At 57.2% G+C, this 23,940-nt stretch carries 17 protein-coding genes and 1 pseudogene; 9 read left to right on the top strand and 9 right to left on the bottom strand.

From position 1 onward, the window contains the following. The first annotated feature begins 51 nt into the window (after positions 1-51). The 4 genes from IAE27_RS08125 (at position 52) to ygjK (ending at position 6,620) form a co-directional block, all read left to right on the top strand. Positions 52-1,485 (top strand): amino acid permease, encoded by a 1,434-nt coding sequence (locus IAE27_RS08125; RefSeq protein WP_004105934.1) that lies wholly within the window; start codon positions 52-54, stop codon positions 1,483-1,485. Positions 1,486-1,713: 228 nt separating this feature from the next. After that, entirely contained in the window at positions 1,714-3,147 is a 1,434-nt protein-coding gene (locus IAE27_RS08120) for an amino acid permease (RefSeq protein WP_049593642.1), read from the top strand. Positions 3,148-3,192: 45 nt separating this feature from the next. Then, the gene (ygjJ, locus tag IAE27_RS08115; protein ID WP_064373421.1) at positions 3,193-4,251 is read left to right on the top strand and encodes a protein YgjJ; all 1,059 of its coding nucleotides are present in this window, start codon (positions 3,193-3,195) and stop codon (positions 4,249-4,251) included. Positions 4,252-4,268: 17 nt separating this feature from the next. After that, positions 4,269-6,620 (top strand): alpha-glucosidase, encoded by a 2,352-nt coding sequence (gene ygjK / locus IAE27_RS08110; RefSeq protein WP_070556335.1) that lies wholly within the window; start codon positions 4,269-4,271, stop codon positions 6,618-6,620. Between the two features lie 96 nt (positions 6,621-6,716). On the opposite strand, the gene lsrG is transcribed toward ygjK, so the two are convergent. The 6 genes and pseudogenes from lsrG to lsrA form a co-directional block, all read right to left on the bottom strand. Next, positions 6,717-7,013 (bottom strand): (4S)-4-hydroxy-5-phosphonooxypentane-2,3-dione isomerase, encoded by a 297-nt coding sequence (lsrG, locus tag IAE27_RS08105; protein WP_004105938.1) that lies wholly within the window; start codon positions 7,011-7,013, stop codon positions 6,717-6,719. Then, complete coding sequence (lsrF, locus tag IAE27_RS08100) at positions 7,010-7,897, bottom strand: 3-hydroxy-5-phosphonooxypentane-2,4-dione thiolase (RefSeq protein ID WP_004105939.1); 888 nt, start codon at positions 7,895-7,897, stop codon at positions 7,010-7,012. The genes lsrG and lsrF overlap by 4 nt, the downstream gene beginning before the upstream one ends. An 11-nt stretch (positions 7,898-7,908) precedes the next feature. After that, a complete protein-coding gene (lsrB, locus tag IAE27_RS08095; protein WP_016808027.1) occupies positions 7,909-8,922 on the bottom strand; it encodes an autoinducer 2 ABC transporter substrate-binding protein LsrB in 1,014 nt (337 codons plus the stop codon). Between the two features lie 7 nt (positions 8,923-8,929). Further along, a pseudogene (lsrD, locus tag IAE27_RS08090) lies at positions 8,930-9,923 on the bottom strand (autoinducer 2 ABC transporter permease LsrD). Then, a complete protein-coding gene (gene lsrC, locus IAE27_RS08085) occupies positions 9,924-10,958 on the bottom strand; it encodes an autoinducer 2 ABC transporter permease LsrC (protein WP_016808028.1) in 1,035 nt (344 codons plus the stop codon). It abuts the pseudogene before it with no gap. After that, positions 10,955-12,442: an autoinducer 2 ABC transporter ATP-binding protein LsrA gene (gene lsrA / locus IAE27_RS08080; protein WP_154022537.1), complete on the bottom strand. Its 1,488-nt coding sequence runs from the start codon at positions 12,440-12,442 to the stop codon at positions 10,955-10,957. Before lsrA ends, lsrC begins: the two co-directional genes overlap by 4 nt. 219 nt (positions 12,443-12,661) lie before the next feature. Here lsrA and lsrR point away from each other — a divergent pair, with 219 nt between their 5' ends. The 3 genes from lsrR to IAE27_RS08065 all read left to right on the top strand — a co-directional run bounded on the left by lsrR (position 12,662) and on the right by IAE27_RS08065 (position 17,499). Further along, the gene (lsrR, locus tag IAE27_RS08075) at positions 12,662-13,633 is read left to right on the top strand and encodes a transcriptional regulator LsrR (protein ID WP_004105944.1); all 972 of its coding nucleotides are present in this window, start codon (positions 12,662-12,664) and stop codon (positions 13,631-13,633) included. A 38-nt stretch (positions 13,634-13,671) separates the two neighbouring features. Continuing rightward, a complete protein-coding gene (gene lsrK, locus IAE27_RS08070; protein WP_154022522.1) occupies positions 13,672-15,264 on the top strand; it encodes an autoinducer-2 kinase in 1,593 nt (530 codons plus the stop codon). A 213-nt stretch (positions 15,265-15,477) separates the two neighbouring features. Continuing rightward, positions 15,478-17,499, top strand: coding sequence for an NADPH-dependent 2,4-dienoyl-CoA reductase (locus IAE27_RS08065; protein ID WP_142475496.1), 2,022 nt, complete (start codon positions 15,478-15,480; stop codon positions 17,497-17,499). 153 nt (positions 17,500-17,652) lie between these two features. On the opposite strand, the gene IAE27_RS08060 is transcribed toward IAE27_RS08065, so the two are convergent. The 3 genes from IAE27_RS08060 to IAE27_RS08050 form a co-directional block, all read right to left on the bottom strand. Further along, the gene (locus IAE27_RS08060; RefSeq protein WP_004115705.1) at positions 17,653-18,480 is read right to left on the bottom strand and encodes a hypothetical protein; all 828 of its coding nucleotides are present in this window, start codon (positions 18,478-18,480) and stop codon (positions 17,653-17,655) included. Positions 18,481-18,557: 77 nt separating this feature from the next. Next, positions 18,558-19,688, bottom strand: a complete 1,131-nt coding sequence (rlmG, locus tag IAE27_RS08055; RefSeq protein ID WP_064397178.1) for a 23S rRNA (guanine(1835)-N(2))-methyltransferase RlmG — start codon at positions 19,686-19,688, stop codon at positions 18,558-18,560. 104 nt (positions 19,689-19,792) lie between these two features. After that, entirely contained in the window at positions 19,793-21,136 is a 1,344-nt protein-coding gene (locus IAE27_RS08050) for a glycoside-pentoside-hexuronide (GPH):cation symporter (protein ID WP_004105949.1), read from the bottom strand. A 107-nt stretch (positions 21,137-21,243) separates the two neighbouring features. Here IAE27_RS08050 and IAE27_RS08045 point away from each other — a divergent pair, with 107 nt between their 5' ends. After that, positions 21,244-22,110, top strand: coding sequence for a helix-turn-helix domain-containing protein (locus IAE27_RS08045; RefSeq protein WP_004105950.1), 867 nt, complete (start codon positions 21,244-21,246; stop codon positions 22,108-22,110). Positions 22,111-22,238: 128 nt separating this feature from the next. After that, on the top strand, positions 22,239-23,882 hold the full coding sequence (locus IAE27_RS08040; protein WP_004115710.1) for a glycoside hydrolase family 43 protein: 1,644 nt from the start codon (positions 22,239-22,241) through the stop codon (positions 23,880-23,882). The last annotated feature ends 58 nt before the right edge of the window (positions 23,883-23,940 follow it).

Below are 23,940 nucleotides of genomic sequence, written 5' to 3'. Positions count from 1 at the left end.
CCTTCCCGGTCCCAGCCCTCAATGCGGGCCAGATCATTTTCCGGAGGACTTATGTCCGAATCAGTTCGTGCCAAAATAGGGAAGTTCGCCCTACTGTCGATGGCGTTTGCCGCCGTATTTAACGTACGAAATATCGTTAATAATAACATCGAGTTAGGGCTCAGTTCCGCCCCTATCTTTCTGTTTGCCACGGTGGTCTATTTTATTCCGTTTGTCTTTATCATCGCCGAATTCGTGTCAGCGAATAAAAATTCCGAATCAGGTATGTACGCCTGGCTGAAGCAGCCTTTAGGTACCCGCGCGGCCTATCTCGGCTCGTTCCTGTACTGGTTTGTGAACCTGTTCTTTTTCCTGTCGCTGCTGCCGAACGTGGTGGCCTACGCCTCGTACGCCATTATGGGTTACGCCATTCCCTTCTCGCCGATGGTCACTTCGCTGATCTCTATCGTTCTGTTCGCCATGGCCACCCACATTTCCACCAAAGGCGCGACCTGGCTGGGGAAAATCTCCGAATGCGTGGCTTATGGCGTCTTCGCGCTCTTTGCGATTTACGTGGTCGGTGCTATTACCGCGCTGGGCGCGGGCCATGTCCCTGCGCAGCCGATTACGCTGCACGCCATGGCGCCTACCATCAACTGGGCGACGCTGGGGATTATGTGCTGGATCTTCCAGGCGGCTGGCGGGGCTGAAACCGTTGCCGCATATCTGAACGATACTAAAGGCGGGCAGAAATCGTTTATTAAAGTCATCATCACCGCCGGGATCCTGATTGGCGGCATGTATGCGCTGGGTTCTCTGCTGGTCAACGTCTTTGTGGCACGGGAAGATCTGACCTATGCAGCCGGTATGGTGGAAATTTTCACCGGTCTCGGCGCTTATTTCCATATTTCCGAAGCGCTGATGGGCCGCTTCGTCGGCATCATTCTGTTTATCGCCATTTTCGGCAGCATGATGATGTGGACCGCCGCACCGGTAAAAATTCACTTCTCGGAAATTCCTGCCGGCATCTATGGCAAAAAAACCACCGAGCTGAACGTCCACGGCGTGCCGGTGCGCGCCGCCTGGTGGCAATTTGTCTTCGTCTTTCTGATGCTCATCGTGAATGGTTTCGGCTCCGCCAGCGTTCAGCAAATGATGAACACCGCCATCAACCTGACCGCCGGGACCGCAATGCTACCGCCGCTGTTTATCATGGCCGCCTACTTTGTTTTCCGCTGGAAACATGACGACACGCCGCGCGACTTCCGCATGGGTTCAAGAAAAGTTGGGATGGCCGTGGTGTCGATGCTTATCGTTATTTTCCTGGTCAGCATGACCGCCTCCGCTTTCCCGCCAGGAGTCGACCTGGTGAACGCCTTCTTCATTAACGTCTTTATGACCGCAGTCTTCTCCGGACTCGCATGGTGGTGGATAACCCGCTTTGAGAAAAAACAGCGCAAGAACCAACAACCAGGCCTGAAATCAGCGGCAAATACGGTGAAATAAGCCACCGTTGCTCCCGCCAGCGGTATATCCCCTGGCGGGATTTTTTTACCCGCAAGCCATGATCTGTCGCCCAACCATTTTCGTGATCGAGTTAAAGCAATTCATTTTTACCGCTTTTATTTACTAAATATTTTACTAAAATTAACCACAATACTTAACTACCTCTACCCTACAAACAACACAATCCCCTTCGGCCATTCTCTGAAGGACAATGTGTGGAGATGTGTTATGTCTGATATCAAACGTAATACCATCGGCAAGTTTGGCCTGCTGTCGCTAACCTTCGCCGCCGTCTTCAGTTTTAATAACGTGATCAATAACAATATTGAGCTGGGACTGGCGTCGGCGCCGATGTTCTTCCTTGCAACCCTGCTCTACTTTGTTCCTTTCTGTCTGATCATCGCGGAATTCGTTTCGCTGAATAAAAACTCCGAAGCGGGCGTTTATGCCTGGGTGAAAAGCTCGCTAGGGGGGCGCTGGGCCTTTATTACCGCCTATACCTACTGGTTCGTGAATCTGTTCTTTTTTACCTCGCTGCTGCCGAGGGTAATCGCTTATGCCTCCTACGCTTTCCTCGGCTACGAGTACATTCTGACTCCGGTCGCCACCACGATGTTGAGCATGGCGCTGTTCGCCCTGTCGACCTGGGTTTCCACCAACGGCGCAAAAATGCTGGGTCCAATCACCTCGGTCACTTCATCGTTAATGCTGCTGCTGACGCTCTCCTACATTCTGCTTTCCGGCGGCGCGCTGGTGGGCGGTATTCAACCAGCGGATCCGATTACCGTGGATGCAATGATCCCGAACTTTAACTGGGCGTTCCTCGGCATCACCACCTGGATCTTTATGGCGGCCGGCGGGGCCGAGTCCGTCGCGGTGTACGTCAATGACGTGAAAGGCGGATCGAAATCATTTGTTAAGGTCATTATCCTCGCCGGGATCGTGATTGGCGTGCTGTACTCCATTTCCTCGGTACTGATAAACGTGTTTATCAGCAGTAAAGAGCTGAAATTTACCGGCGGATCGGTACAGGTCTTCCACGGCATGGCGGTATGGTTTGGCCTGCCCGAAATCGTGGTCAACCGTTTTGTCGGCCTGGTCTCCTTTACCGCCATGTTTGGTTCGTTATTAATGTGGACCGCGACGCCGGTCAAAATCTTTTTCTCCGAAATCCCGCCCGGAATATTTGGTAAAAAAACCGTTGAGCTCAATCAAAACGGCGTACCGGCGCGCGCGGCGTGGATCCAGTTCCTGATTGTGATTCCGCTAATGATAATTCCGATGATGGGCTCCAGTACCGTGCAGGATTTAATGAATACCATCATCAATATGACCGCCGCCGCCTCGATGCTGCCGCCGCTGTTTATCATGCTGGCGTACCTTAATCTGCGCCGCAAGCTCGATCATCTGCCGCGCGATTTTAAAATGGGTTCCCGCACCACCGGTATTACGGTGGTCTCCATGCTGATTGTTATTTTCGCTATCGGCTTCGTCGCCTCAACCTTTCCCACCGGCGGCAATATTCTGACGATTATTTTCTATAACGTCGGCGGAATCGTTATTTTCCTCGGATTTGCATGGTGGAAATACAGCAAATACGTGAAAGGTTTAACTCGGGAAGAAAAAAGAATTGAAGCAGCGCCAGCCTCTGACGCGTCTTAATCTATTTTTCTTAAATAAAAAACCACAGTACCTCTAAATAAAATGATGAAAAAGAACAGGCCTATTTACTGGGCGCTTGCCGCCCTGGCTTTTTGCACACCGGCTATTGCCGTCGATGTGGCGCATCCGGCGGAACATGATGACATGAAAACGCCAGAACTTAATGCCACCTCATACCGTTTTTACGGTGAATTGGGGGTTGGCGGATATATGGATCTAGAAGGTGAGGACAAGCATAAATATAGTGATGGCACCTATATTGAAGGCGGACTGGAAATAAAGCACGGCAGCTGGTTTGGTTTAATTTATGGCGAAGGCTGGACGGTTCAGGCCGATCGTCAGGGAAATGCCTGGGTAGCGGACCATGGCTGGGGCGGATTTGAAGGTGGAATAAACCGCTTCTACGGCGGATATAAAACCGAGAGCAGCACCGAGATTATGCTCAGCCTGCGCCAGGATTCATCGCTCGACGATCTGCAGTGGTGGGGCGATTTCACGCCCGACCTCGGCTACGTGATCCCCAATACGCGCGATATCATGTACGCGCTCAAGGTGCAGAACCTGGCGGGAGATTTTCGCTACAGCGTGACCGCGACCCCCTCCGGGCACCACGATGAAGGCAAAGCATGGCTCCATTTCGGCAAATACGACCGCTACGACGATAAATATACCTACCCGGCGATGGTCAACGGCTACATCCAGTACGATCTCGCGAACGAGGTGACCTGGATGAACGGGCTTGAGGTGACGGATGGGACCGGCCAGCTATTTTTGACCGGTATTCTCACCCCCAACCTCGCCGCCCGCGCCTGGCATCATACCGGGCGCGCCAGGGGAAAAGACGTGCCGGGAACGGAGACCGGCTTTATGGCCAGCGCTATGTATGAAGCGCTCAAGGGCGTGTATCTCTCTACCGCCTATAGCTACGCCAAACACCGCCCGGATCGCGCCGCCGAGGAAACCACCTCGTTTATGCAGTTCGGCATCTGGTACGAATACGGCGGCGGACGTTTTGCCACCGCTGCGGACAGCCGCTTCTACATGAAAAATGCCTCCGGCGACCCGAGCGATCAGGTTTTCCTGATGCAATATTTCTATTGGTAAAAAGGGATATCAATACCGTGAAGATTACCACTACTCTTACGCCGCTGGCCTGCGCCCTACTGCTAAGCTTTTCCGCCCACGCGCTGACCGCGGATGACTTTAAAAATGTTATCAACCGCAGCGGCGCGCCGCAGGCGATGCAGGATTTTGATAACGATGACCACCAGCGCTTCAACCCGTTTTTCGATTTGGGCGCATGGCATGGGCATCTGCTGCCTGATGGTCCGGCCACCATGGGCGGATTTCCCGGACCCGCGCTGCTCACCGAGGAGTACATCAACTTTATGGCGACCAATTTCGATCGCCTGACGGTATACCAGAACGGCAAAAAAGTCGCCTTCACCCTGCAGGCCTGGAGCCTGCCCGGCGCGCTGGTGCAAAAGCTCTCCGCGGCCGGCGTACAGATCGAGATGACCCTGCGCTTTGCCAGCGCGCACACCTCTTTACTGGAGACTAAAATCACCAGTAGCAGCCCGCTTAAGCTGGTCTGGGACGGCGAGTTGCTGGAGAAACTCTCCGCCAAAGAGGGGAAACCGCAGTCAACGCAAACCATCGACCTGGCTTTCCCGGACTATCAGCGCCGCCTGAGCGCGACCCACGACGGCCTGACCGTCAGCTTCGGCAAAGTCCGCTCCGCATCGGATTTAATGACCTCCGGCGAATCGCAGTATCAGATCCATCGCTCCCTGCCGACGGTCACCCAAATCGACGGCCATCGGTTCACCAGCAGCGCGCAAATCAACGGCTCGACCACGCTCTATACCACCTACTCGCACCTGCTGAACGCCGAGCAGGTTCGGCTCGAGAAAGCGCAAATCCGCGATATTCTGGCGCGACCGGCACACTATCTGCGCGCTTCCGAGGCGCGCTGGAACGGCTATCTGCAAAAGGGGCTGACCAATCCTGATGCTACGGCGCAGCAAACCCGGGTGGCGGTAAAAGCGATCGAAACCCTTAACGGTAACTGGCGCGCGCCGGGCGGCGCCGTTAAGCACAACACCGTCACGCCGTCGGTAACCGGGCGCTGGTTCTCAGGCAACCAGACCTGGCCGTGGGATACCTGGAAGCAGGCCTACGCCATGGCACACTTCAACCCGGAGATCGCGAAAGAGAACATCCGTGCCGTCTTCTCCTGGCAGATTGCCGCCGACGATAAAGTGCGGCCGCAGGATGCCGGGTTCATTCCGGATCTGATCGCCTGGAACCTGAGCCCGGAACGCGGCGGCGACGGCAGCAACTGGAACGAGCGAAATACCAAACCGAGCCTGGCGGCCTGGTCGGTGATGGAAGTCTATAACGTTACGAAAGATAAAGCCTGGCTGGCGGAGATGTATCCGAAGCTGGTGGCCTACCATGACTGGTGGCTGCGCAACCGCGACCACAACGGCAACGGCGTGCCGGAGTACGGCGCGACCCGCGATAAAGCGCACAACACCGCCGATGGCGCGATGCTGTTTACCGTGAAAAAGGGCGATAAAGAACGGACGCTTTCCGGCCTGAAAACCTACGAGCAGGTGACGGCGAAAGGCGATTACGACAGCCTGGAGATCCCGGCGCAGGTGGCCGCCTCCTGGGAGTCGGGGCGCGACGACGCGGCGGTTTTCGGCTTTATCGATAAAGATCAGTTGGATAAGTACATCGCTGGCGGCGGCAAGCGTAGCGACTGGACGGTGAAATTTGCTGAAAACCGGGATAAAAGCGGCAATCTGCTCGGCTATTCGCTACTGCAGGAGTCGGTCGATCAGGCCAGCTACATGTACAGCGACAACCACTATCTGGCGGAGATAGCGGCCCTTCTCGGCAAGCCGGAGGAGGCAAAACGCTACCGGGCGCTGGCGAAAAAGCTCGCCGACTATATCAACACCTGCATGTTCGACCCGCAGAGCAAATTCTATTACGACATTCGCATTGAAGCGCAGCCGCTGGCAAACGGCTGCGCCGGTAGGCCGATCGTCGAGCGCGGCAAAGGCCCGGAGGGCTGGTCGCCGCTGTTCAACGGCGCAGCCACTCAGGCGCATGCCGATGACGTCATTTCGGTGATGCTGGACGCCAAAGAGTTCAACACGTTCGTACCGCTGGGTACCGCCGCATTAACGAATCCGGCGTTTGGCGCGGATATTTACTGGCGCGGCCGCGTGTGGGTGGACCAGTTCTGGTTCGGCCTGAAGGGGATGGAGCGCTACGGCCACCGCGAAGAGGCGCTGCAGCTGGCGGACGCCTTCTTCAGGCACGCCCGGGGGCTCACCTCCGATGGCCCGATTCAGGAGAACTACAATCCGCTCACCGGCGCTCAGCAAGGCGCGCCGAACTTCTCCTGGAGCGCGGCGCATCTGTACATGCTGTATAACGAGTTTTTCCGTAAACCATAGGCTACTAACCCTCTCCCACAGGGAGAGGGAACGGTCCGGCTCCCGATTTAACAGACGGCTCCTCTTTCCCCCTCTTCCCGTAGGAGAGGACTCGTCTTACACCTCCGGCAGCAGGCCGATAAAGCTGCGTTTCTGCCGCGGCTGCGACATCAGCGCCTCCAGCTTCTCTACGCAGGCCAGATAGTGCGGGGTTTTCTTGTGCGCCAACACCGCTTCATCATCTTTATAGGCTTCATAAATAAAAAAGCGCGTCTTCACCTCCGGGTCCTGCAGGACATCAAAGCGAAGATTGCCCGGCTCCTGCAGCGCCCCTTCGTGGTTGGCGCGGAATACCTCAAGAAACTCGTCGACCCGTTCCGGTTTGATATTGATTTCTACCAGCGTTACGTTCATTGCAGCTCTCCCTGTTTTTCCTCCTGCCAGAACTGATACGCCTCGCGGGCGCTCAGGTTCTCATGCACCACTTTTTTCACCGCCTTCAGCATCGCGCGCGGCGCGCTGGACTGGAAGATATTCCGCCCCATATCGACGCCGGATGCGCCCTGGTCAATCGCCCGCCAGCACATCTCGAGCGCCTCCTGCTCCGGCAGCTTTTTACCCCCGGCGATGACGATCGGCACCGGGCAGCTGGCAGTCACTTTCTCAAAGCCTTCCTCAACAAAGTAGGTTTTTACAAACTGCGCCCCCATTTCAGCGGCAATGCGGCTGGCCAGCGAGAAGTAGCGGGCGTCGCGGGCCATCTCTTTACCCACCCCGGTTACCGCCAGCACCGGCATACCGTAGCGGTTGCCGGCGTCCACCAGCTTGATGATGTTGTTGATGGACTGATGCTCATGTTCGCTGCCGATATAGACCTGCGCCGCCACCGCGCAGACGTTCAGGCGCAGCGCATCTTCCATCGCCACCGCCACGCACTCGTTGGAAAGTTCGCTGAGGATCGAGTTGCCGCCGGAAGCGCGCAGCACCACCGGTTTGTTGGTCGCGGCCGGCACCTGACTGCGCAGTACGCCGCGGGTGCACATCAGCACGTCGGTCTCCTCGAACAGCGGCGCGATAGAGAGATCGATACGCTCCAGCCCGGTAGTCGGCCCCTGAAAATAGCCGTGATCGAAAGCCAGCATCACCGTGCGATTGCTCTGCGGATTAAAGATACGTGCCAGCCGCGACTGCATCCCCCACTCCAGCGACCCACAGCCCTTCAGCGTATAGAGCGTGTTCTGCTGCGGACGGTCTAAGCCGAAGTTTTTTCCCTCTTTGATATCGTCTAAATCAGCCATCTCATCCTCCATCAGAAATCGTAGTTATTGATATTCTCTTTGGTGAACACCACCCGCTCCGGCAGCAGCACGATGCCGTTGCCTTTCGCTTCATACTGATAACCCTGCACGCTGTTGGGCTCGACTTTCAGGGTGCCGAGATCTTTCACATCAACGCTGTCGCCGACGTTAAGATCGCCCTTTTTCAGCAGACGATCGGCGACGTTAACCGCGATCTTGCCTTGCTGTACCACGTCCCACAGGCCGAAGGCTTTTACCGTGCCGCGCTCTACATAGGGGCGCATCACGTTCGGGGTACTGAAGCCGACAATCGCCACGCCCTGGCGCTTGAGATTCTCTGCCGCCTGGGCGGCGGCCGGAAGCGCGTTGGCGTCCGGGGCGATAATGGCGTCGAGATCCGGGTACGCTTTTAAGATCCCCTCGGCAGTTTGCAGCGATTTGGTGGCGTCGTTATAGCCAAACTGCGTGGTCACCACTTCCCACTGCGGATGCGCTTTTTCAATTTTGGCTTTCGCCTCTTTTACCCACTGGTTCTGATCGGTCACCGTTGGGCTGGAGTAGAAAAACGCCACCTTGGCGGTGGGTTTCGTCACCTGTTTTTCCGCCATCTCCACCAGCAGGCCGCCAAGCTGCTGCGGCGTCCCCTGGTTGATATAGATGCTGCGGCACTCTGGTTTGGTATCGGAGTCCCAGGTCAGAACCTTGACCCCGCGCTGCATCGCCCGCTTCAGCGCCGGGCACAGGCCGTCCGGCGATACGGCGGAGACGATAATCGCGTTGTAGCCCTGGTTGACGAAGTTGTTGATCAGCTGCACCTGGCCGGAGACGCTCGGTTCGGTCGGGCCGTCGTAGGTGACGTCCACGTCGAGCGCTTTGCCCGCCTCTTTCGCGCCGTTACCGCCGCTGGTAAAGAAGCCGACGCCGACCAGCTTAGGAATAAAGGCGATGCGGTCCGCCGCCTGAGCGGTTGCCACGCTTAACGCCAGCGCCAGGGCGCTCGTTTGCAGGATTCGTTTGGTTTTCATCGTATGTTTATGCTCCGATTGTCTTATACGCGAGAAAGACGCCGCCAGGTCATCCGCACCCACTCACGGTGCAGACTCAGCGAACGCCCCATCACCACCACAACCAACAGCGCCCCTGACAGCGCGCTCGACACCTGGTTGGGGATGCCGACCATTTGCAAACCTTGTTGTAAATAGCCCACCAGCAGCGCGGCAAGCGCCGTGCCGACGATCGAGCCGGAACCGCCGTAGATATTGGCCCCGCCGAGCACCGCGGCGGTCAGCGCCGGCATCAGCAGGTCGCGGCCTAAGTCCGAGCGCGCCGAGCCGAAATAGGAGACCATCACCAGCGCCGCCACCGCCGACGCCACGCCCACCAGGCCATACAGCGCGTAGGGCATCCCGTTAACGGAAAGCGCGGCGTAGCGCGCGGCGCGCGGGTTCTGCCCGAGCAGAAAAAGGTGCCGCCCAAAGCGCCCGCGGTGGGCCAGCAGCCAGAAAAAAAAGGTGATAACGGCGAACAGCACCAGCGGTATCGGCAGGCCGAACAGGGTCAGATTGGCGAAGGCGGTAAAGCTATCCGGGAATCCGCCGATGCCTTCGTAGCCGGTCGCCCCTGCCATGCCCGAAAGCAGCAGCGCGCCGCCGCCGTAGAGGTACAGGGTGCCAAGGGTAATCACCAGCGGGTTAATGCCGGTGTAGTGAATCAGCGCCGCGTTCAGCAGCCCGCACAGCAGGCCGAGCAGCAGCGTCAGGGGGATCGCGAGGCTCATCGGCCAGCCCGCCTGCATCATCACCCCCAGCGCGATGGCGCACAGGCCGATGGTGGAACCGAGCGAAATATCAATCCCGCCGCTGATGATCACCAGCGTCAGCGGCAGCGCCACGATGCCGATGCAGATAAAGTCGCTGGTGCTGAACAGCAGCATATTGAGATCCAGCATGCGCGGATTGAGGGCGCCAAACAGCAGGATCTCCACCACCAGTAATCCCAGCAGCGCGCTTTCCCAGTTGAGCTTCATTTACGCCACCTCTTTATTTTTGCGTTCAGGAAACGGGGCCACGCGCTTGCCCCCTTTATTGCCAGGCTGAAAGCGACTGTATTTCAGCGCCCGCTGATGGCGGGTCAGCGCCTGACGCAGCCGCCCGTCGAGCACCAGTACGCCGAGCAGCACCAGGCCGGCAATGAAGTCGTTCCACCACGCCGGGAGACGAAACAGCACCAGCACGGTATCGATTTGGGTGAGGAAGAAGGCGCCGAGAAAAGCGCCGAGCAGCGTGCCGGTACCGCCCAGCAGCGAGATCCCGCCGAGCACGCAGGCGGCGATGGCCTTCATCTCCAGGCCGCTGCCGGTCTGATTGGGCACAAAGCCAATCTGCGCGGCGAATACAATCCCGGCGCAGGCCGCCAGCATGCCGTTAAGGGTGAATGCCAGCATCCGCGTGCGGTTCACCGCCACCCCAAGCTGGCGGGCAGCGGCAAGGTTATCGCCGACGGCGTAAAAATCACGGCCAAAGGCAGTACGCGATAGTATCCAGCCGCCCGCCAGCAGTAGCGCCAGCACCAGCCAGCCCAGCGGAGAAATGCCGATGAATGCCGGTTCCGACAGCGCTTTCAGGCTGTTCGGCAAACCTTCAATCCACTTACCGCCGGTCCACAGCAGCATCACCCCGCGATAAAGGCCGAGGGTGCCGAGAGTGGCGACAATCGCCGGGATGCGCAGCCCCACCACCAGCAGGCCGTTAAAGGCGCCAGCCAGCGCGCCGATCGCCAGCGCAAAGGCGATGGCGGTCATCAGCCCATACCCGCTATTTAGCGCCACGCCTGTCGCGATAGCGCTCAGGCCAACGGTGGAGCCCACCGAAACGTCAATATTGCGGGTGAGCATCACCAGCGTCGCCCCCAGCGCCAGCAGGCAAAGGATTTGCGAGCTGGCGAAAATCATGCCCAGGGTTTGTAAGCTGAAATAAGCCGGGTTGAGCGCCACCAGCCCGGCAAACAGCACCACGATGGCGAGGAAGGCGCTCAGTTCGCGATTCTTTAATAACGTTTTCATGCCTGCCCTCCGAAGGCCAGGGTCATCATCCGGTCAACGCTGACCGCCTGCTGCGCCAGCTCGCCGCTCTGCCTGCCCTGATGCATTACAACCACCCGATCGGCCAGGCCAACGAACTCGTCGAGATCGCTGGAGATCATCAATACCGCCACGTTCTGCGCGGCGACGCTTTTCAGCAGCTGATAGATGTCGGCGCGGGCGGAGACGTCCACGCCGCGGGTCGGTTCATCGACGATCAGCAGCAGCGGGTTAGCCTCCAGGCAGCGCGCCAACAGTACCTTCTGCTGGTTACCGCCGGAGAGCGTGCGCACCGGGCGATCGCCATCGGCCATTTTGATCCCCAGCGCCCGGTGATAACGCTCCACCACCGCCGCTTCGCGCCGGTTCTGCTGCCACAGCGACGGCTGGTTAAACATCACCGTGTTCCAGCGCACCGGCGCATCGAGAAACAGACCGGAAACCTGTCTGTCCTCCGGCAGATAGACCAGCCCGCTGGCCAGCCTGGCGCGCGTGCTGTCGCGGCTGATATCGCGGTTTTCCAGCCACACCCGCCCTGCGCGAGCCGGTCGCAGACCATAGAGCGTTTCAGCAAATTCGGTACGCCCGGATCCGACCAGCCCGGCGAGGCCGACGATCTCCCCGGCGCGGATCTCCAGATTGAGATCGATAAAGCCCTCTCCGGTCAGATCTTCGACCCGCAGCACCGGAAAATCCTGCGCCTGAGTGCGACGATTGCCCGGCAGCGCCAGCCACAACTTTTGCGTGTCGCTCAGGGCTCGATCGCGACTGACCGGCGTCATTGCGCCAATCAGCTGGTTGTCGCCGTAGTGCGCGGTTTCCCCGCTCAGCACCACCGCGCCATCGCGCATCACCGAAACGTGGCTGGCGACCTGGCGGATCTCCGGCAGCTTGTGCGAGATAAACACGATCCCGACACCGAGCGCCTGCAAAGAGCGGATCTGGCGAAACAGGCTATCGGTTTCTCCCGGCGTCAATGAGGCGGTGGGCTCATCGAGGATCAGGATCTGCGCGTCGCGCATCAGCCCGCGCAGGATCTCCACCAATTGTTGATCGGCGACTTCCAGCGTGCTGGCCGCCGCCTCAATGTTAAGCTGGCAATTAAGCTGCTGAAGCTTTTCCTGCAGATGGTTCTCGCTATCCGCCCGCTTCGGCAGACGAAAAAGAATATTTTCCCGCACCGTCAGATTGGGGAATAACATCGGTTCCTGCGGCACCAGATACACGCCCTGCTGATGGGCCTGGGCGGGAGTAAGGCGCGCAAATGTACGTTCGCCGAGGATGAGCTCACCACTGTCGGGGGTCTCTACCCCGGCAATAATCTTCATCAGCGTCGATTTTCCGGCGCCGTTGCCGCCCATCAGCGCGTGCACCTGGCCGGAAAGCAGCGTGAAATCAATATGCTTCAGCACGGTCACGCCGGAGAACTGTTTGCAGATTTGGCGAGCTTCAAGCAGTGGCTTCATCATCGCGCCTCGTTTTGAACAAAAGATTTTTTGAATTAATAATGTTCAAAAGCGTAGACGGTGAACTATATTTACAACCGTGCAACGATCACAGTTTTATGCTTTCGATCGTTTGAATAAAACCAGCGAACAACGAAAGATCGGTTTTGCCAGTCGGCTCACATTTTCCGACCACGCAATAACGAACATATGATCTAAATTTTTATAAGAGTTCACTTTATGAGCGAAAAACGCATTACGGAAGAGAGCCGCTACGCCGGGCTGGCGTTAGCCGAGGAGGAGCTGGTGGCGCGGGTAGCGTGGTGTTACTACCACGATGGTCTGACGCAGAACGACATCGGCGAGCGTTTAGGGCTGCCGCGGTTAAAAATCTCCCGCCTGCTGGAAAAAGGCCGCCAGTCGGGAGTGATCCGCGTACAGATTAATTCGCGCTATGAGGGCTGTCTGGCGCTGGAAACCGAACTCCAGCAGCGCTTTGGCCTGAAAATCGCCCGCGTGCTGCCGGCGCTCAATACCCCGCCGATGAACACCCGCCTGGGGATTGGCGCGGCGCAATCGTTAATGGGCGTGCTGGAGCCAGGACAACTGCTGGCGGTGGGCTTTGGCGAAGCCACCATGAGCTGCCTGCAGCATCTGAGCGGGTTTATCGGTTCCCAACAGGTTCGGCTGGTGACGCTTTCCGGCGGCGTAGGTCCGTATATGACCGGCATTGGCCAGCTGGATGCCGCCTGTAGCGTCAGCATGATCCCCGCGCCGCTGAGGGTGTCATCGGCGGATGTAGCGGAGATCCTGCGCCGGGAATCGAGCGTACGCGATGTGATCCTGGCCGCCACGGCGGCGGATGCAGCAGTGGTAGGTATCGGGGCCATTGACCAGCGCCGGGACGCCACCATCCTGCGCTCCGGCTATATCAGCGAAGGCGAGCAGCTGATGTACGCCCGCAAAGGCGCGGTCGGCGACATTTTAGGTTATTTCCTGCAGGCCGACGGTAAACCGGTTGAAGGGCTGGAGATCCATCGGGAACTGCTCGGCGTCACCCTTGATGAACTGGCCCAGTTGCCGACCATCGTGGGCGTCGCCGGGGGCACAGAAAAAGCGCAGGCGATTTACGCGGCCCTTATCGGCAAGCGGATTAATGGCCTGGTAACGGAAGAGACAACAGCACGCGCGGTGCTGACGCTGGCCTCATAAATGGCCCTGCGCCGCGCAACACGAGCGAGGCGCATGTCATGAGTTACCTGTTAGCGTTAGATGCCGGGACCGGCAGCGTTCGGGCGGTCGTATTCGATCTCCAGGGCCGTCAGATTGCGGTCGGTCAGGCCGAATGGAAGCACCTGAGCGTTGAGAATGTCCCCGGCTCAATGGAGTTCGATCTCAGCGTCAACTGGCAGCTGGCCTGTCAGTGTATCCGCCAGGCGCTGGCCGCCGCCCATCTCTCTGCGGCGGATATTCAGTCCGTGGCCTGCTGCTCGATGCGTGAAGGCATCGTGCTTTACGACCGCAACGGCGAGGCCATCTGGGCCTGCGCCAACGTTGACGCTCGCGCCAGCCGCGAGGTGGCGGAGCTCAAAGAGATCCACGACGACCGTTTTGAATCCGAAGTGTACAGCGTGTCGGGGCAGACCCTGGCGCTGAGCGCCATGCCGCGCCTGCTTTGGCTGGCCCACCATCGCCCGGATATCTACCGCAAAGCGGCGACCATCACCATGATCAGCGACTGGCTGGCGGCGAAGCTCTCCGGCGAGCTGGCGGTCGACCCTTCTAACGCCGGAACCACCGGCATGATCGACCTGTTCAGCCGCGACTGGCGCCCGGCGCTGCTGGATATGGCCGGACTGCGGGCCGATATTCTCTCGCCGGTCAAGGAGACCGGCACCGTACTGGGGGCGGTGACCGACGCAGCGGCGGCGCAAAGCGGGCTGCGCGCAGGCACGCCGGTGGTGATGGGCGGCGGCGACGTCCAGCTCGGCTGCCTGGGTCTCGGCGTGGTGCGCGCCGGGCAGACGGCGGTGCTCGGCGGCACTTTCTGGCAGCAGGTGGTTAACCTGCCGGAAGTCCGTACTGACCCGGAGATGAATATTCGCGTTAACCCGCACGTCATACCCGGCATGGCGCAGGCGGAGTCCATCAGCTTTTTTACCGGCCTGACCATGCGCTGGTTCCGTGATGCTTTCTGCGCAGAAGAGAAGCTCATTGCCGAGCGGCTTGGCGTTGACGCCTACAGCCTGCTCGAAGAGATGGCCAGCCGCGTACCGGCGGGTTCCCACGGGGTGATGCCGATTTTCTCTGACGCCATGCACTTTAAGCAGTGGTACCACGCTGCGCCATCGTTTATTAACCTCTCCATCGACCCGGAAAAATGCAATAAGGCCACGCTTTTCCGTGCGCTGGAAGAGAACGCGGCGATTGTCTCCGCCTGCAACCTGGCGCAGATTTCGCAGTTTTCCGGCGTGCAGTTTGATAGCCTGGTCTTTGCCGGCGGCGGTGCAAAAGGGGCGCTGTGGAGCCAGATCCTCAGCGATGTCACCGGTCTGCCGGTGCGGGTGCCGGAAGTCCGCGAAGCGACGGCGCTGGGCTGCGCGATCGCCGCCGGCACCGGCGCCGGGCTATACGCCGATATGGCGACAACGGGTGAGAGACTGGTGAGCTGGTACCGGGAATTTACGCCTAATCCCGCGCATCGGGAGCTGTATCAGGAGATGATGACCAAATGGCAGTCGGTGTACGCCGAGCAGCTCGGTCTGGTGGACAGCGGATTGACGACCTCCATGTGGCAGGCGCCGGGTCTGGCGCGCCGCGAGCGCGTTGCCCCCTCACCCTAAGCCTCTCCCCGACAGGAGAGAGAACAGTCCGGGCTTCACTGGCCCCCTGCGCTATTCCGCCCTTCTCCCTTTCCCGGTGGGAGAAGGGAGAACCTTCCGCCGTTCTTTGAATCCCATCACAATCGCCGCACTCCCCTTTTCCCTTTTTGCCCGCGGCGGCTAAATTAGTAACTCATCCGACCACATAACAATAATTTTACACTGGAAGAGATTATGAGCCGCTACCCGTCGCTTTTCGCCCCGCTTGAGCTGGGGTTCACTACGCTCAAAAACCGCGTTTTGATGGGCTCAATGCATACTGGCCTGGAGGAGCTCCCGGATGGCGCGCAGCGGCTGGCGGCTTTTTACGCCGAGCGCGCCCGCCACGGGGTAGCGCTGATCGTCACCGGCGGAATTGCCCCCGCCCCTTCCGGCGTCACCATGGCGGGCGGGGCGGTGCTTAACGACGCCAGCCACCTCTCCCATCATCGCTATATTACCGACGCGGTACACGAGGAGGGCGGCAAAATCGCCCTGCAGATCCTGCATACCGGGCGCTACAGCTACCAACCGAAGCTGGTGGCCCCTTCCGCTCTGCAGGCGCCAATCAACCCCTTTACGCCTCACGAACTGAGCCACGAAGAGATCTTACAGCTGATCGATGATTTTGCCCGCTGCGCCCAGCTGGGGCGAGAAGCCGGGTACGACGGCGTCGAAGTGATGGGCTCGGAAGGCTATCTGATTAACGAATTTCTTGCCGCGCGCACCAACCTTCGCGACGACCAGTGGGGCGGCGACTACGCCCGACGCATGCGTTTTGCCATAGAGGTGGTCAGAGCCGTGCGGGAGCGCACAGGCAACGACTTTATTATTATCTATCGTCTGTCAATGCTTGACCTTGTCAGCGGCGGCAGCACCCTGGCGGAAGTCACCGAGCTGGCAAAAGCCATTGAGGCCGCAGGGGCAACGATTATCAATACCGGCATCGGCTGGCACGAGGCGCGTATTCCCACCATCGCCACACCGGTACCGCGCGGCGCCTTTAGCTGGGTCACCCGTAAGCTGAAAGGCGCGGTGTCAATCCCGCTGGTCACCACCAACCGGATTAACGATCCCGATGTGGCGGAAGCGATCCTGGCTCGCGGAGACGCCGATATGGTATCAATGGCCCGCCCTTTCCTCGCCGACAGCGAATTTCTCTCCAAAGCACAAAGCGGACGGGCGGAAGAGATCAATACCTGCATCGGCTGCAACCAGGCCTGCCTCGATCGGATCTTCGCCGGCAAGGTCACCTCGTGCCTGGTCAACCCGCGCGCCTGCCATGAAACCCTGATGCCGATAGCGCCCGCGACCACGCCGAAGCGGCTGGCGGTGGTCGGCGCTGGTCCTGCCGGGCTGGCCTTTGCGGTTAACGCCGCCTCGCGCGGACATCAGGTTACCCTTTTTGATGGTCATTGCGAGATTGGCGGCCAGTTTAATATCGCCAAACAGATCCCCGGCAAAGAGGAGTTCTACGAAACCCTGCGCTACTATCGCCAGATGCTCGATCTTCACGCTGTCGATCTGCGTTTGAATACCCACGTCACGGCCGGGGATCTGCGGGCATTTGATGAAATCGTCCTCGCCACCGGGATCGCCCCGCGGATGCCGGATATCGCCGGGATCGAGCATCCCAAAGTGCTGAGCTACCTCGATGTCCTGCGCGATAAAGCGCCGGTAGGCGAGAAGGTGGCGATTATCGGCTGCGGCGGGATCGGCTTTGATACCGCCATGTACCTCAGCCAGTCCGGCATCGCCACCAGCCAGAATATCGGCGAGTTCTGTGCAGAATGGGGGATCGATACCAGCCTGCAGAACGCCGGCGGACTGCGCCCGGAGGGGATGCAGCTGGCTAAAAGCCCGCGCCAGATCGTGATGCTGCAGCGCAAAACCAGCAAGCCCGGCGACGGGCTGGGGAAAACTACCGGCTGGATCCATCGCGCTACCCTGCTGGCCCGCGGCATCAAAATGATCCCCGGCGTCAGCTATCAACGGATCGATGATGCCGGCTTACATGTGACGATCGGCGGCGAATCTCAGGTGCTTAACGTTGATCATGTGATTATCTGCGCCGGTCAGGATCCCCGCCGCGAGCTGGCCGATCCGCTGCGGGCGGCGGGTAAAACGGTACATTTGATCGGCGGCTGCGACGTGGCGATGGAGCTGGACGCCCGGCGGGCTATCGCTCAGGGCACCCGGCTGGCGCTGTCGATTTAAAAGTTCATGCTCAGACAATCGCGAGCGCCATAGCTAAACTCGCGATTGTCATTTCCCTGCGTGAGGCGGTACATCACTATCGCCCCAGCCTGATACAAACGGCAATCTTGATATTGCTGGCTGCGATAGCTTCAATCAACAATTTTCCCCATCTTAAAATTGACAGTCTTTTGGCGTAAACGACAGGTCACGCGTCTCATACCCCTGCGCAAAGCGGACTATCATTTTTAAATCAAGCGAGCTCGCCACATCGTTGGCGCAATAACGCGAGTAAAGTTTTTTAGCGTGCGCGTAGTAGAGCGCCATCGGTAATTCGGCCAGCTTTGTCTGGCGAACATGGTGTTCAACAATCAAGGTGTGCTGATCAAAATAGATGTCGGTAAGGGAAGTATTATTATCGATTTTTATCGGCAGCGGGATCTTACTCTTATCTTCCATGACCGATTGATAAAACGCCTGCCAGAGGATATTGCGGGTGTGCTTCTGCGCCTGTTTCAGGCCCAGACAGGATGAATGGAAAAGCACGAGCACAATGAGATACAGCGTTCGCGTTCGCTTATTAATATATGTACTGTCATCAATCCCGATGACTTTATGTTTACGCCGCATCCAGCAGGCAATAATTCCGTGGCAAAAACAGAGTAACCAGATCGTGGTCCCTGCCAGCCAGGCCACATTAAAGCTGCGTCCGGGCGGAAATAACTCCACCGCCAGTTGATCGATAAAATAAAGAACCAGCGCCATGACAGCGCAGGCGCGGCTATATTTATAGATTCCGAAGGCCATTGCTGCCCACAGGACAGCGAATAGCAGATTATACCCTCCACCGGTATTATCACTAAACCCGAGCCAGCCAGAGCCAGTGATGTATATATAAACTATGCATTGTATAACGCAAACAAATACGGCAGGATGCCTGCCTAAGACAATTTTGCGCGGAGTGGCGGCTCCATTACTGTATTCATCTTCCTGATGATTCATATTAATAATCCCTGTCCGATTAATATAAATAAGCAGGCCATAGCGGCCTGCTTATCCAGGAACGAGATTATTATCTTTTAACGCGCCTTACGCAATTTCACCGCTTTTAAAACCACAAATTTATTATTGGTGGCGATCGTCGTGCAGTTACCGAACGCGCGCTTCAGCTTGCGGAAATAATCGAGGTGGCGGTTACCGACGACATACAGCTCGCCGCCGTACTTCAGGCTACGACGGGCATCGTTAAACATCTGCCAGGCAATATGATCGGTGATCGCATGCTGCTGATGGAACGGCGGATTACAGAGGATGGCGGCGAAGCGGTCCGGTTCAATATCGGACAGCGCGTTATTCACCATAAACTCGCAGCGCTCGAGGTCATCCGGCAGATTGGTTTCGACGTTCAGTCGGCTGGAAGCGACCGCCATATAGGACTCATCGGTAAACATCACCCGGGCGTCGGGGTTTAAAGCCAGCGCTTTCAGGCCAATCACGCCATTGCCGCAGCCGAGATCGGCGATCTCGCCTTCAATATTTACTGGCAAGTGTTCCAGGAAGAAGCGCGCGCCAATATCCAGGCCGCTGCGGGCAAACACGTTGGCGTGGTTGTGAATCGTCCACGGTGTACCGTCCAGCTGCCAGCTGTAAGTTTGCGGCGCATCGGCTACCTCAGGCGCGGTAGAGGTACAGAAAATCAGCCGCGCCTTTTTCCAGGCCAGCGATGTGGTGGTGGTGCCAAGGATTTTCTCAAACAGCGCCAGGGTGGAATTGTGGACGTCGCGAGCTTTCGCAGCGGCAATGATGCGGGTTTCTGGCGTGACAACCGCGCGCAGAGCGCGCAGCTGCTGCTCCAGCAGCGCCAGCTGTTTTGGTACTTTAATTAGCACCAGTGCCGGAGCTGCGGGCAGTTCGCTCAGGGGATCCTGAAAACGTACGCTCTCTTCATCAATGCCGTTCATCCGCAGGTTGTAGCGGGTCGCCAGCTCAGATACGTAGGAATCGTTGATGCTGACCGGATTGCGTTCCGCCAGCGCGCAGCCCAGCGCGCCGAAGCTGTCATTGAAAATGAGCGTCAGGCCGTCGACATCATTCACCTGTTGCAGCAGATATTCATCCGCCGCTTCCCACGCCTGAAGCGCTTCCTCTTCAGCATTCGGCGGGAACCGCTCTAATGTGAATAACTCACCGTTTAACTCTACCTGGCTCATCGCCTTTGTGCCTCCGGAACTCTAAAACCCGCGAGTTTATACGCAAACTCCGCCCAGTAGAATAGAGATGCGCCGATTATCTCCTTCTTCCGGGCGATAGCCCGTTACGCCGGGAGGTCGTCCTGCGCCATGCGCGACAGGCGCTTATCGTCCAGACTATATTTGCTCATGATAACAATCAGCAGCGCCACCAGCACGCCGGGGAAGACGGTAAACAACAGCTTAATCATCTGCAGCGCGGACTCGGTTTGCTGGGCTGCGCCGCCGACGTAGTCGCCCCAGGCCAGCATATAGCCCACCAGCGCGCCGCCGATGGCGATCCCCAGCTTGATGGCAAACAGGTTCGTTGAAAAAACGATCCCGCTGAGCTTTTTACCGCTGCGTTTTTCTTCCGCATCGATGATATCGGACAGCATGCTCCACTGCAGTGGCGTGGCGGCCAGCTGGATAATATTGATGATAATCACCAGCGCAAAGATAGCGGCTACGTTCCCCGCCGGGACGAAGTACATGCCCGTCAGCAGCGCCGCCTCGATGGCCATCGAGATTTTAAACCCTTTCACTTTATCAATATTTTTAAAGATAAATGGTGAGAGCATCGCCCCCAGCACGCCCGAGGCCAGGGTGGTGGTCAGCAGCAGGCTACCCAGATCCGCCCGCCCCATAATGTTGTTGACGTAATAGAGCGTGGTCCCGCCTTTAAACAGCACCGCAATCAGGTTAACGACGTTGAGCGCGAACAAAATGCGCCAGTCCTTGTTGGCGAGCAGAGTTTTTAGATCGTCAAGAATGCTGCTTTGGTTGTTGACCGCGATATCCGTGGTGTAACGCTCTTTCGTCAGGCCAAAACAGATAAAGAACAGGATGATGCTCAGGCCCCCCATTACGATCATGGTGTAAAAATAACCGTTTTGTACGTTCCCCTGGCCCAACCACGCCACCAGCGGTAGCGCGGTCAGCGAAACAATCAGGCCGCCAAGCGTACTGAGCGCAAAGCGCCAGGACTGGAGCGATACGCGCTCGCGAGAGTCGTTAGAAATATTATTGATCATCGCGCAATACGGAACGTTAATCGCCGTATAAACCAGCGATAATAAGGTATAAGAAACATAGGCATAAATGAGCTTGCCGGTATAGCCGAAATCCGGCGTATAAAAAGTTAAGCAGCAAAGAACGCCAAAAGGAATGGCGAACCATAAAATATAAGGTCGGAATTGCCCATATTTAGTTCGGGTACGATCCGCCACCGCCCCCATTAATACATCGGTCACCGCGTCTAATACCCTTACCGCGAGAAACATGGTTCCCATATGCGCCGGACTTAAACCAAATACATCGGTATAAAACCAGGCCATAAACAGCATCACTGTTTGCCAGACTAAATTACAGCCGGTATCCCCTAACCCATAGCTAAATTTTTCTTTAATACTGATACGGGCAGTGTTCATCGCGCCTCCGCCAGAAACATCGTTAATATTTGTCCTCTGTACGTTATTGCGAAGGGCCTACCGATTATGTATAAATCATCCTGTTAAATATAAGAAGAGTGTACCCGATGAGTGACGAATCTCCCGTTTTCGAAAAGATCCCCGTGGGCGCCGGCGAGCTATTTACCTTACGGGTAGATAACATAAATGATTTCAATGGCATAAACGTAGTCCCCCATTTTCATATGATGGACGAACTGATGTGGTTCAGAGAGTCGGCAGGCAGCTATTCGATTGGTGATGAAAAATTTACGATAAAAAACAATACCCTGGTTTTCGTCCCTGCCTTATTGATCCATGAAATGACGCTGCCGGCCGCTGCCAGCCACAAGCGTTATCTTATGCAATTCGAAAAAGAGTGGCTTGAGGGATATGACCTGTCGCTACCCGCCGCGCACTGCGGCGCAGTCGCTTACCTTTCCGGCGAGGAAGCCGAGCGTCTGGAGCTGCTCCTGAGCTGGTGCGGCGAGTTCAGCGACTTTGCCGATTCGCTGTTCCGTTCCCTGATGCAGAGCGTGCTGCTGCATGCCTTTAACAGCCTGAAAGATTCCGTCCCCATTACCGAACGGACCAACCACCGCTACCTCAGCGAGCTGATTGAACTTCTGCAATCCATTGATGAAAATGAAAATTTTGAGATGACGACCGAAGAAGCCGCCCGCCGCTGCCGGTGGTCGAAATCCTGGTTTTCCCGCACCTTTAAATCCGCCTTCGGTATCAGCTTCAAAAAATTTATGCTGCTGCGCAAACTCAATATCGCTATCAACCTGCTGACCAATACCGACCTGAAGATCAGCGATATCTCGCAAAGCGCCGGCTTCACCGACAGCGCCTACTTCTGCCTCAAGTTTAAGGAGATGATGAACGACACCCCGCTGGCCTTCCGTCATAAAGTCAGAAGCACCGATGCCGTAGGCAGCCGGGCGGAGAAATAACGCGGTTTTGTGAGCGCCGTCACCGGATAAGTAGACGTTTATTATATAAATAGCCAGAGTCTATATATCCCCTTTGCTATCGCCTGTTTACAATCATCGCTATATTTTGCGCATTAAGGGTAAATACGATGATTCAGAATCCTGTTTTTAAAGGTTTTAATCCGGACCCCAGTATCTGTCGGCGCGGCGATGATTATTATGTAGCTGTCTCTTCCTTTGAATGGTTTCCCGGCTTGCCGATTTACCATTCGAGAGATCTCAAACATTGGCAATTACTCACCCACGTTCTCACCGATGATACGAATCCGGATTTAAAAAAGCTGCCCTCCGCCAAAGGTATTTGGGCGCCAAGCCTGACCTGGTGTGAAGAGGAAAAGCTGTTCTACGTTATTTATGGCGTAATGAATTCTATGAATTCGCGTTATTTTGATGTAGATAACTATCTTATTACCGCCAGTGAAATCAGCGGCCCGTGGAGTGAGCCGGTTTATCTTCACTCGGCCGGCTTCGATGCTTCTATCCTGCACGACAGCGACGGTAAAAAATGGATCGTCTCACTGGAGTGGGAAACCCGCGAAGGTTACGAAAAACCGGGCGCCATTTGCCTGGTGGAGTATTCACCGCAAAGGCAAAGCGTTGTCGGCTATCCGCAGCGGATCTGGCGCGGCGGGACCGATCGCGGTTGTATAGAAGCACCGCATTTGACGCGCCGCGGCGACTATTACTATCTGATGGTCGCTGAAGGCGGCACCGGTTACGGCCATGCGGTCACTATGGCGCGCGCAACGCAGGTCGCTGGCCCCTATGAAGGCGATCCGCAAAATCCTATCGTCACCGCCTGGCCGGAGAATTTTAACGAGCGCCACGATGCAGGTCATCTCAAACCACACTACTTCAATCCGCAAACCTATCTGCAAAAGGCCGGGCACGGCAGCTACGTCGAGACCCCGACGGGGGAAGTCTGGTTAACCCACCTTTGCAGCAGACCCTTCCGCCAGGAGTTGCGCTGCCCGCTAGGCCGCGAGACGGCGATACAAAAGATGGTATGGAGCGACGATGGCTGGCTGCGCATGGCGGCCGGGGGGAACCTCGCTCAGCACCAGGTGGAAGAGTCTAATCTGCCTTCTCAGCCGTTTCCGGCTAAACCAGACAGGGATGATTTTGATGGGCAGACGCTGGATAACGCCTTCTATGCGCCGCGGATCCGCTTTCAGCGCTTTACCAGCCTTGAGCGTAAAGCGGGTTACCTTGCCTTACGCGGTCAGGAGTCGCTGAGCTCGCTGAATAAAGTCAGCCTGCTGGCGAAAAAGCTCACCTCGGTATACGCCACCATCACCACAAAAATGGATTTCAGCCCGGAGATTTATCAGCATAGCGCGGGCCTGGCGCTTTACTACGACAATATGAACTATCTGTTTTTGCATAAAACCTGGGATGAAGCCTCCGGCGCAGCGCAGCTGGCCATCATTTATATGGACAACGGTGAGCGTCACGACGACCCGCAGAAAATCTGCCTTACGGAGGGGGAAATCTATCTGGCGATGGCGATTAATGGCCGGGAGATACAGTGCTCGTGGTCCGTGGATGGCGAAAAATATCTCAACATCGGCGCGGTCTACGACACCTCGCGTTTTTCCGATGAATACAGCCGCTATGGCGAGTTTACCGGCGCGTTTGTCGGCATGGCCTGCGTGGATAGCATGCTGCATCGTAAAGAGGCGCTGTTTGACTTCTTTAGCTACCGGGCGGTCGAAGACGCGATAATCGAGTAACGCTGCCTTTCTGGCATCCTGCCCGCGCGGGGTGCTAGAATCCGCGGCTGTTGTCGCT

It is taken from the genome of Klebsiella sp. S69 (genome assembly GCF_016516145.1).
Taxonomy (GTDB): Bacteria; Pseudomonadota; Gammaproteobacteria; order Enterobacterales; family Enterobacteriaceae; genus Klebsiella; species Klebsiella oxytoca.
Note: the sequence above shows the minus strand (reverse complement) of the source record. Positions and strands in the feature narration are given on the sequence as shown.

Coding starts and splice junctions, on each gene's coding strand:
- lsrB (WP_016808027.1), bottom strand. CDS start 8,922: ATGAAAACCAAACGAATCCTGCAAACGAGCGCCCTGGCGCTGGCGTTA.
- IAE27_RS08040 (WP_004115710.1), top strand. CDS start 22,239: ATGATTCAGAATCCTGTTTTTAAAGGTTTTAATCCGGACCCCAGTATC.
- ygjJ (WP_064373421.1), top strand. CDS start 3,193: ATGAAAAAGAACAGGCCTATTTACTGGGCGCTTGCCGCCCTGGCTTTT.
- IAE27_RS08120 (WP_049593642.1), top strand. CDS start 1,714: ATGTCTGATATCAAACGTAATACCATCGGCAAGTTTGGCCTGCTGTCG.
- IAE27_RS08045 (WP_004105950.1), top strand. CDS start 21,244: ATGAGTGACGAATCTCCCGTTTTCGAAAAGATCCCCGTGGGCGCCGGC.
- IAE27_RS08060 (WP_004115705.1), bottom strand. CDS start 18,480: ATGAATCATCAGGAAGATGAATACAGTAATGGAGCCGCCACTCCGCGC.
- lsrK (WP_154022522.1), top strand. CDS start 13,672: ATGAGTTACCTGTTAGCGTTAGATGCCGGGACCGGCAGCGTTCGGGCG.
- rlmG (WP_064397178.1), bottom strand. CDS start 19,688: ATGAGCCAGGTAGAGTTAAACGGTGAGTTATTCACATTAGAGCGGTTC.
- lsrG (WP_004105938.1), bottom strand. CDS start 7,013: ATGAACGTAACGCTGGTAGAAATCAATATCAAACCGGAACGGGTCGAC.
- IAE27_RS08065 (WP_142475496.1), top strand. CDS start 15,478: ATGAGCCGCTACCCGTCGCTTTTCGCCCCGCTTGAGCTGGGGTTCACT.
- lsrF (WP_004105939.1), bottom strand. CDS start 7,897: ATGGCTGATTTAGACGATATCAAAGAGGGAAAAAACTTCGGCTTAGAC.
- lsrA (WP_154022537.1), bottom strand. CDS start 12,442: ATGAAGCCACTGCTTGAAGCTCGCCAAATCTGCAAACAGTTCTCCGGC.
- lsrC (WP_016808028.1), bottom strand. CDS start 10,958: ATGAAAACGTTATTAAAGAATCGCGAACTGAGCGCCTTCCTCGCCATC.
- IAE27_RS08050 (WP_004105949.1), bottom strand. CDS start 21,136: ATGAACACTGCCCGTATCAGTATTAAAGAAAAATTTAGCTATGGGTTA.
- IAE27_RS08125 (WP_004105934.1), top strand. CDS start 52: ATGTCCGAATCAGTTCGTGCCAAAATAGGGAAGTTCGCCCTACTGTCG.
- lsrR (WP_004105944.1), top strand. CDS start 12,662: ATGAGCGAAAAACGCATTACGGAAGAGAGCCGCTACGCCGGGCTGGCG.